Origin of the sequence: Bacillus cereus group sp. BfR-BA-01356 (assembly GCF_022663635.1) — a bacterium.
GTDB lineage: Bacteria > Bacillota > Bacilli > Bacillales > Bacillaceae_G > Bacillus_A > Bacillus_A cereus.
Window position 1 is genome coordinate 1 of the sequence record NZ_JAKUFX010000182.1, and the last position, 9,417, is coordinate 9,417.

Genomic DNA, 9,417 nt, shown 5'->3' on the forward strand with positions numbered 1-9,417 from the left:
TATGAAGACGTTTAGCCACTTCCTATCGAATCCAGTGGATTTATTTTCAAAATCCTCTAGCAATATTTTTTGAAAATGTCCCCTTGACTTTTCATAGTTGGTCTTTCAATAAAACATATGCGATTAGCTCCCTCAACTTTCTTCTATAGGATAGTTCATTATTTTGCTTAAGTTTAGCGCTTCAAGGAATTCATAAGATGTGAAGCTTGAGCCATTTATATAGATTGTAGAAGTATGAAGATTTTCCACATTTTCAAATGGTAACGTATAAGCATGAAAACACTATCGAAATAAAACCCCAGAAATCCAACGGTCTCTGGGGCTCCACTATATATTTAGCTCTTTTTGCTTTTTGTTTTGTTTATGTCTATACAGCAATTTTCGGCTTATTAGAGAAATCACTAATAAGGTCAGAATTAATAAGATAAGTTGCATAAATGATAAATCAAAATATTTAGCACCTGTAACGATTAAAAGTGTAGAAATCGTGCCTTTTACAACGAAAAAAATAATAACCCATAATCCGCCTTTTTTCCAGTTCATTTTATATTACCCTTTCCTACGTTTAAATTCTTAAAAGATTTAATTATAGTTCTTAAATGTGACAACTTAATAGAACCCTATTATATTAACAAAAAAATCATGTCTAATTAAATGCGACGATTCTATATTAAGTGAAAATGATATTCATTGTCAATTTTATTGACTATTTGAATACTTATTCTTAATCTCTTCCTACTTTGTTTCTTATAAGCAATACACTTTTGTATTCAAACAAAAACACCTCCATTACATTTGCACACTTAGTATGCGAATGCAAGAGGTGTTTTTTCATATACCATCAGGTAAGATTTTCTGCTTTGTTTATTTCTAGATACGTAGCTATTTTTTAGTACACAATTACTGGATCATACGTGTTCAAACTATCATAGACAGTTTTTGCAACATTAGGAAGAAGGTTCACACACCCACCTGATCCTCCTGTTAAATAAGCGTTATTTCCCCAGTCTTTTCGCCAGCCAGCATCGTGGAATCCTTGACCACTATTTGTGAATGGAACCCAGTAATCTACTTTAACCGCATAATCAGCTTTTCCTACTGCGCTACCTCTTAGCGTATATGGTGTTCGTTTATATAGAACGTACCACACACCTGGTGATGTATCTTCACCAGTACTATGTTTACCCGTTACTACATTTGTTGTAACAACTAATTTTCCATCTTTGTAAATCCAAATTTGTTGCTCTGCAATTGAAACTTCTGCATACGTGTCTCCGATGCCATTATTCGATGTTGTTTTATAACCGATACCTTCCTTCTCCCAACCATTTCCGTGAATATTAGAAGCAGAAAGCGACTTTTCGCCTTTCTCAAAGGCTTGTTGAACTTGTTTAGTTTCTTTTTCAACATCTAGTGCCCAGCCGTATCCTTGTCCTTTTACTGATATGACTGAACCGGAATGCGTTTTAAATGAGAAATCTTTATTTAATGTTGATTTGGCATTATTAATTTCAGTAATTTTCTTCTTAATATCACTCGCATCAATTGTAACTTTCATATCCTTTGACATAGAGGCATTTTGAATTAAATCTTTCGCTTTTAAAGGATAAACTTCATCCTGCACTTTATACTCAACAGACTGCCCAAGAAGATTCTGTAGTGCTTTCTCCTCTTTTTTGACAATCGGATCGTCTTCTTTAATAGGTTTTATGTATGCAGACTTCAGATGAATTTCGCTTTTATATTTTTGCTTATCATAATCTTTCAGTAGACTAGTAACATCATACTGTTTCCCTTCCACACTTTTCGAAATAACAATTTTCCCTTGTTCTAGCTTCGCCATAGCATCTTGAGGCGCTTTTAATTTTTCATTCATAGAGATGAGCGTTTCTTCTACAAGTTTTTTCATCGTTTCACTACGATACTGATCTGCCTTCTCTGGTAGCAATGAATAATTTTCTCCCTTTGAGGAAGGGAAAAATGTCCACTGACTTTTTAATAGTTTCTTAACTTGAGGCAAATCTTTTTCCGTAAGTTCCGTTTTTGTATCTTTTTCATCTAAAATTTGTTGTTGATCAACATAGACTTTGTTTGCTAGTCCAGATGTCTTTAATTTCTGTATTGCCTGATCAGCGCTCAGACCACCAACTTTTGTGTCATTAATTGTAACATTCGAATTGAAGTGAGTTGCCTGATAATAACTCATTCCCCCAATAAGAAGTGCAATTACACCAATACCCACTGCGATAAACTTCCAATTTGTATAACGTTTTTTTGATCTTACTCGTTTTTGATCAATTTCTTCAACTGATTCATTTGTTGTATTGTTGTTCATCAATCTTTCCCCCGTATGCATTAACGTCAAACGATTTTCAACTAAAATCATAAACTAGTGTACCTTATTTTTCCTAAAATTTCATTATTTCCGACCACATTTTATCGCAATTTAATGATTAAATTTAGATTTTTTAATAGTACGATGCATTGAACAGTCACTTACAAGTCATAAAGTGAAATTCCAATCAACCGTTACACCAAGGAAATTAGCTAAACCTTCTTTGGAAAACTTTTTCTCTTTACGTAAAATACGAATTATATTATCCATTTTTATGAACATCACCCCCTAAGTTTTTCAAAAAAATAAACGATAGTCCTTCTATATTTTTGATAGAAGGACTATCGTTTTTTCAGTTAGAGTATTTGTATAATCGTTTAACTTTTTATTTCCTGAAGGTCAAACGTGATGAAGATGATAAAATTTCATCTCCAAGCCTTTAAATGAAAACATTATGTTTTTTATGGCAACCTAGTTTATTTTCTTAGCTTGATGACGATGGGATATCACCACATGTCCAGCAGCCTAAGATTAAGTAAGAGTCCGTTCAACTAGATTTTTTCTAATATTTTTAGGAGCATCTTATTTCAGCCTCGTCATATTACACTAATTGAATTTAAAACACATCCGTATGCTATTTAGTAAAATTTACGATTCGAGCCATAATTATTGCAGTAGCCAAGATAATAATAGCGGTTATCAAACCAGATTCTCCAATCCAAATCTCAGTTTGATCTCCTGTACTTGCACGTGCGAAAGGTCCTTGAATAATGGCATTCCAAGTAGTATGAATGATAACCGAAGGCCAAACGCTACCTGTGATAAGTCGTAAATAAGCTGTAATATAACTGAATGGCACAATACAAAAATAGATGCCAAGTACTGAAAGTAGGGCAGATGTTCCCTCTACATATAGACCAGCAATAACAATTGGAACATGCCACGTTGCCCAAATTAATCCGCTAATAAGAATGGGACGTGAAAACTTTGCATCGATTAGTCTTGTAAGCATATAACCTCGCCATCCTATTTCTTCCCCCATAACTGGGATTAAGTTAAGCAAGCTTCCTAAAACTCCGCTCAATACTACTATAAAAATGAAACTTAATGATATCGGTAGATACTGAAATCCAAGTATATTGTAAATAGGTTCTAGCATACCACCTTGCGGAGGCTGAAACCTCACAAGTCCGCTAAACCAGGCAATAGAATAAGTAATTCCACATATTATCATAGGTATTAACAGCGCAAAACCAATCCCCTTCCATATCTTTAAGTTACCGAGACTAAAAGATACATCTTTAAACCCTTCTTTCAATATTATGCGAGTCAAAATAGAAGAAAATGCTGGGGTAAACATATATACCACAATAAGTGGCATACTTTTAGTAATCATTACTAGTACATTTAGGATAATAGAAGTAATAGTTAAGATACTTAGAAAAAGTTGAAGTCCTATTTTAGCACGTTGGATTTTATCTTTATTGTGGAATGCTTCTCCGCGTAATAACATTGTAATCCGCCCTTCCCCTTTTATTCATTTGTTTATCAAAATTACTTCCTGTCATTTCAACAGCTACAACTTAGAATAAAGATATTTTGGCATACAGATTCATTCATCTTTACAATCCCTCCCAAATTCATAATCTAATCTTACTTGCGGCTCAACAATGTAATTATTATTTATAAGTTGTCATAACCGATAGTACAAAAGTGTAATGATTAATCTATGACCTGTGTCAATTAACCTTATGACAATATGTAACTAGAAAATATGATATGGAATAAATAACAATTGAATTAAGGCAATTGATTCGTGCAAGTACATGAATCAATTTTGCTTTTACAAATAATTCAATTGAGGTGGAAAAAAATGAATAAGAAAAGAATAATTGCAATGGTTAGTACAGCTTTATTAGTCACAGGATGTGTAGAAGTAGGAAACGCTCAAACGGTAGCAATCGAAAATTCAGGTCAATCAATCCAAAAAAATATAGTTAAATCAATACAATCACAGGCTAACCCATTAAAAACGATAGAGCCGTCAAAACCATTTGAAGATTTAAAACCACTTAAGAAAATGATTGGGAACGCACAATATGTAGGATTAGGAGAGAATACCCATGGAAGCTCTGAAATTTTCACTATAAAATTTCGCCTTGTGAAATATTTGGTTACTGAGATGGGTTTTACAAATTTCGCACTGGAAGAAGATTGGGGAAACGGCTTAAAGCTAAATGAATATATCCAAACAGGAAAAGGAAACCCTAGGGAATTTTTAAAATTGTTATATCCTACTGATGAAATCATAGCCATGATTGAGTGGATGAAAGATTATAATGCTGATCCATCCAATAAAAAAAAGATCCAATTTATTGGACTCGACTTAAAAACGTTGGACCAAAGTAGCTTTAATAAAGTAATTGATTATGTAAGGGTGCATCGACCAGATTTGCTGACAGAAGTAGAAGAAAACTATAAAGAATTATCATCTTTTACCGGCAGTATACAAGAATATATGAAACTTACTCCTGAATTGAAAGAGAAGTTCAAAGCAAACGCTGAGAGAGTAGCCCGATTACTAAATGATGAGAACGAGCAAGCCAACGCAGAAATAATTCCATCCGAGTACATCTGGGCTAAAGCAACGGCAAGTGCAATAGAGAAATTTACCACAATGCTACTTCCTAACGACTATCCAAGTATAATAAAACTACATGAACAATACTTGGCCGATCATGCAATGTGGGCACAAGAGACATTTGGTGGTAAAACGATGGTATGGGCACACAATATTCATATAGCTAAAGGAATTATCGATGAGAAATTATACCCTTATGTTGCGGGGCAGTTTTTGAAGGAACGTTTAGACAATAATTATGTCACAATTGGTAGTACAACTACGGAGGGAAATTTCACCTTATACAGCGAATATGATCCTTCCACTGGAGGTAAGATTACAACAGACACTATTCCACAAGATGTAAAAAGTTTCAATTATACTCTCGGAAAAGTGCCATATAAAATGTTTTTATTGGATAACCGTCACCTTAAAGGACAAGCAGAGAAATGGGCTAAAGTAAAAAGACCATTACTAAGTATAGGGGGACAAATCATCCCGAACAGTTCGGTATACTTTGAGACTTCATTGCTTGAGCAATTTGATATTATTTTTCATATTCGAAAAACAAGTCCATCTCATATTAAATAAAAGTACAAAACAATCCCGTTCTTGCACATGCAAAAACGGGATTGTTTTGTGGGGATTAATAAAGTGAAACTTTAATCAGCAGGTTTTTGTTCATCCCCCACTGATTATTAGCCTTCACCAATCGTGCGTTTACCGGCAGCCCGCCCCCCACCTAACGCTGAATTTTGAGGTGGGAGTCTTACTGCCCAGTAAATAGCGGGATAAAAGCATCTTTTTTAACCAGAAGTAGGCTGCTCTCCCCTTTTTAACATCATTTAGAACTGTCATATGACACTTTTACACTAGTGAGACTGACAAAAAAAGCAGTATGATTCGGTTATTACATAGATAGGAGTGATGAACTTTATGAAATCAAGATTCATCCAGAATGGTTATTTTTTATTGCTAACTTTCGGTACAGGATTTTTTTATTTTTGTTTTTACCTAATAGCTCTGCTATTTAGTTTAACGCTTTCATTTACTGTTGTTGGGATTCCATTAATTATACGCGTACTACAGACTACCACACCCTTTATCCAATTCGAGCGCATACAAACGAAAATTTATACAGATATTTCAACAGACTCTTACGATAGAAGTATAACAATGGATACATCGAACTGGGCTCAGGTGAAATTAGTGCTAACAGATCGTCGCACTTGGTGTGCTGTCTATTGGTTAATGCAGAAATTTGCGATTGGCATCTTCAGTCTCATTAGTGCAATCATTTTTTATGTAATGCCACTTATGTTCCTGTTGGCACCACTACTGTATCGATACATCGATATGAATATTATATTTATACAAATAGATACTTTTGCCAAGTCACTCTTTGTAATGTTTATGGGTATAGTATTTACCGCCATAAGTATTAGAATAGTCGATGGTTTGACAAAGAAAATTGGGGGCTATACACGTAGTATGATTCGGCAACTAAATCAATAGAAGTTTGCAGTCTGTGAGTAGTATCGTAGTTTTAAATTAAAAAGTATAATAAGGCAGGAAGGATTAAATTATAATATAGGAAGTAAAATGGTAGGCTATTTAGGGGGTAAAGGACTTGTTAGATATGGTTAAGTATTGGTTTTGGTATGATTGGATTATGTTAGGAGTACGCCTACTTGCTAGTGTGTCTATCATTCTAGCTACATTAAATTTTCAGGATGGTTTAACATTACCACTTTGGATTATTATTCTTTGGGAAATTATTGCCTTCTCAATTCCATGGGTAGCCTTACTATTCAATTATAAATATTATTTGTTCACAGAAATACTGCTATATGGTGGACTATGTATATATTTAACCTCATTATTTCCGGAAGCTTACAACACATTTCTTATATCAGTTTTTCTAATTGCTGCGAATAGTAAGCATTTGTCCTATTATTGGACAGCTCCAATAACAGTTTTTATAACAACTGGAATTTTCTATGCGGTTGCGCCAAGTAATAGCTATTGGATTATGGTCACCTATTATGGATTCGCATATGTAATGGGCTTCGCTTTTCATTTATTAATCGTCAATCATAAACAAAATGAATCAATTCGTAAACAAAACGCGGTACTTGAGCAATATATGTCTCAGATTGAACGCATTACACTGGCGGAAGAACGAAACAGACTGTCGAGTGAGCTTCATGATACAGTTGGTCACGCTTATACTTCTATTATTATGGGGATGGAAACGTTGCGCACCGAACTTGCTACTGAAATGGGTATACAGAGGCTAGATTCTCTGCTTGAAATGGGACGTAAAAGCATCGAGGACGTGAGAGGTTACCTACATCAAATGGAGTCTCCGTGTCAATCGCCTTCCTTAATTCAATCTCTCCAAAATCTTGGAGCCGAATTTCAGGAGCACGCTCAGGTTAATGTAAGTTTTCGGACATACGGAGAGGAATATGAATTGTCTCGGCAAACGAAGATAGCGTTCATTCGTTGCTTACAAGAGTCCCTTACGAATGCAGTACGTCATGGTCAGGGAACTGAAATTATAGTTTCATTGCAGTTTGAACAACAATATACGAGATTAGAAGTTCAAGATAATGGAAAAGGAAATGTAGAATGGCAGGAAGGCTTCGGTATGAATACGATGAAAGAACGAGCAATGAATTTGCAAGGTCAATTGTCTGTATATACAAAGCCAGATGAAGGAATGCTTGTTACATGTACCATACCGCGACAAACTGAAATAAAAGATGGACTTATTCGTTTGTTAATTGTAGACGACCAGCCGTTTGTTCGGGAAAGTTTGAGGACACTACTCGATAGATATGAAGATTTAAATGTAGTCGGTTTGGCCGAGGATGGCAATGAAGCCATCGATTTGTGTGGGCGCCTTCAACCTCATGTTATACTTATGGATTTAGATATGCAACACATTGATGGAGTCGAAGCAACCAAAAAGATTAAGCAACAATGGCCACATATCCGCATATTGATTTTTACAACTTTTCAGGATACCGAACAGGCGTTGGAATCGCTTCGCAACGGTGCGGATGGTTTTTTACTCAAATCTATTGAAACATTGGAGCTAGCTAATACGATCCGACTTATTCACAAAGGTGGGACACTGATTGATCAGGGAATGTCTCACAAAATATTTGAGAAGTTTGATGCGCCAAAAGAGACACCACAATCAAAAGCAACCGCTTATGAGCTAACAGCTAGGGAGATAGAAATATTGCAGCTAGTAGCAAAGGGACTTCGATACACTACCATAGCATCAAGGTTATATTTATCAAATGGTACGGTCAGAAATTATGCTTCCACAGCTTATACAAAGCTAGGAGTCCGTAACAAAGAAGAAGCTGTTCAAAAAGCTCTAGAAATTGGAATTATTGAATAAGAAAAATGTTTTTTGTTTCTCTACAGCAAGGCAAAATGTAGTTACAAGATACAGTAAAGGATAAAGTAAAACTTTAATCAGCCCTCATCAGTCAGACTTTTACGGGCAAATAGCGGGATAAAATGAGCGAACTATCATGAACTCCTGTTTTATGCGTATAATTAATAGACAACCTAAGTAACAAGTTTGTTCCATTTTTATCAGTAGTCGTATCTAGAAACCTAAAAAAGTCCATTTAGAAGATCTAAATGGACTTTTTCACTCATATAATCCTATCTATAGTTAAACGAATAAGATTAAATAAATTTAAATTTTCTTGTTTTATCTACTAAACTGTTTAGGCATTTCTTTAACGTGCTTATCATCATCACGCCAATCATAGGTTTCTTTCTGTGAAATATCTAAAGTTTGATCTCCAATTCTAACAATATTCTTATTTACCCATTCAATATATGGATCGGTATCTGGATAATTCCAATATATATTTTTCTCTGAATCTGTATCAAGGTTAACTAATTCACCCCTAACAGCATCCGCACTTAATGATCCTGCATTATGAAAATAAGTCTTGATGAGATATTTTCCATCTGGAGATTCCACTGTTCGAATTAATTCCCCTTTTGGAACACCTTGCAAACTAAAAAGTTTCCAATATCCAAATCCAATTATAATTACTAACATAGTAAGTATAGTTAGTAATACTTTTCTTTTCGTTTTTTTAATTTCACCTTTTGTATTTATAATACTCATTCAACTCCATTCCATAAAACCAATACCATATTATACCACCAAATAAATGGTATAATATATCAAAAATAAAAATCCTCCCGTAATAGTATTATAAAAAGGGCATGTGATGATCTCCCTATTTATAAAGTGAAACTTTAATCCCCTTCACCAATCGGGCTACCCGTTAATGCGGGATAAACATGACAATTCCCCTCGTATATTAATATTTAAGCCCTATCTCAGGCTTAGTTTTACTCTCTAATAAGAGTCCAGTAATAAAGAAAATACTTGGACGTCTCAAGATATTTCTAGATA

At 34.6% G+C, this 9,417-nt stretch carries 7 protein-coding genes; 3 read left to right on the top strand and 4 right to left on the bottom strand.

All coding sequences use genetic code 11. The features are described from left to right. Positions 1–327 precede the first annotated feature (327 nt). The 3 genes from MR168_RS30830 to MR168_RS30840 form a co-directional block, all read right to left on the bottom strand. Positions 328–543, bottom strand: a complete 216-nt coding sequence (locus tag MR168_RS30830) for a hypothetical protein (RefSeq protein ID WP_001104104.1) — start codon at positions 541–543, stop codon at positions 328–330. 346 nt (positions 544–889) lie between these two features. Further along, positions 890–2,335, bottom strand: coding sequence for a L,D-transpeptidase family protein (locus MR168_RS30835; RefSeq protein WP_140159404.1), 1,446 nt, complete (start codon positions 2,333–2,335; stop codon positions 890–892). A gap of 634 nt (positions 2,336–2,969) precedes the next feature. Beyond that, complete coding sequence (locus MR168_RS30840) at positions 2,970–3,848, bottom strand: CPBP family intramembrane glutamic endopeptidase (RefSeq protein WP_006922764.1); 879 nt, start codon at positions 3,846–3,848, stop codon at positions 2,970–2,972. Positions 3,849–4,208: 360 nt separating this feature from the next. Here MR168_RS30840 and MR168_RS30845 point away from each other — a divergent pair, with 360 nt between their 5' ends. From MR168_RS30845 to MR168_RS30855, 3 genes are all read left to right on the top strand, one after another. Then, positions 4,209–5,546, top strand: coding sequence for an erythromycin esterase family protein (locus tag MR168_RS30845; RefSeq protein WP_086412430.1), 1,338 nt, complete (start codon positions 4,209–4,211; stop codon positions 5,544–5,546). A gap of 345 nt (positions 5,547–5,891) precedes the next feature. Further along, positions 5,892–6,470 (top strand): sensor domain-containing protein, encoded by a 579-nt coding sequence (locus tag MR168_RS30850; RefSeq protein WP_086412429.1) that lies wholly within the window; start codon positions 5,892–5,894, stop codon positions 6,468–6,470. Between the two features lie 115 nt (positions 6,471–6,585). Further along, positions 6,586–8,373, top strand: a complete 1,788-nt coding sequence (locus tag MR168_RS30855) for a helix-turn-helix transcriptional regulator (protein ID WP_086412428.1) — start codon at positions 6,586–6,588, stop codon at positions 8,371–8,373. 321 nt (positions 8,374–8,694) lie between these two features. Here the strand turns inward: MR168_RS30855 and MR168_RS30860 are convergent, their stop codons facing one another. Beyond that, positions 8,695–9,123, bottom strand: a complete 429-nt coding sequence (locus MR168_RS30860; RefSeq protein ID WP_016122830.1) for a DUF5412 domain-containing protein — start codon at positions 9,121–9,123, stop codon at positions 8,695–8,697. Positions 9,124–9,417: the final 294 nt, after the last annotated feature.